This is a genomic window from Mesorhizobium sp. L48C026A00 (genome assembly GCF_000502375.1).
Lineage (GTDB): Bacteria > Pseudomonadota > Alphaproteobacteria > Rhizobiales > Rhizobiaceae > Mesorhizobium > Mesorhizobium muleiense.
Map to the genome: position 1 here is coordinate 1 of NZ_AYWU01000128.1, position 347 is coordinate 347.

General features: G+C 57.9%; 1 protein-coding gene. It reads left to right on the forward strand.

The window, feature by feature from the left end; translation table 11 throughout:
* Positions 1 to 63: 63 nt before the first annotated feature.
* On the forward strand, positions 64 to 347 hold a 284-nt coding region (locus X738_RS80665; protein WP_198032972.1), incomplete at its 3' end, for a hypothetical protein.

The window sequence follows — 347 nt, forward strand, 5'->3', positions numbered from 1 at the left end:
GGTGGCTCCTCGACTGTGGCTGTGGCACTGCGTCGTCTCAGAGAGTCGGCGGGCGGAGTGCCAATGGTGGGCCGCGCTGTCCTGAATCCCGACCCTGCCGACGCCGTGCTCATCAAAGAGTACAAAGCGGCTCTCATCAAAGAGTACAAGGGAGCGCCTGCGACCGGGCCGAATCGCCAAACCATTCACGACTATGGAGCTACTCTTAGACGTTTCAGTGAATACCTGCATAAAAACAACAAGCCGGGGATTGCGGCTCGGCTTCACGAGGAGTCGCTGGATGAAGATGCCAAGCGCTATAAGGACTCCAGTGGTGACCGGAGGATCATTGCACTAGCTCAACTCCG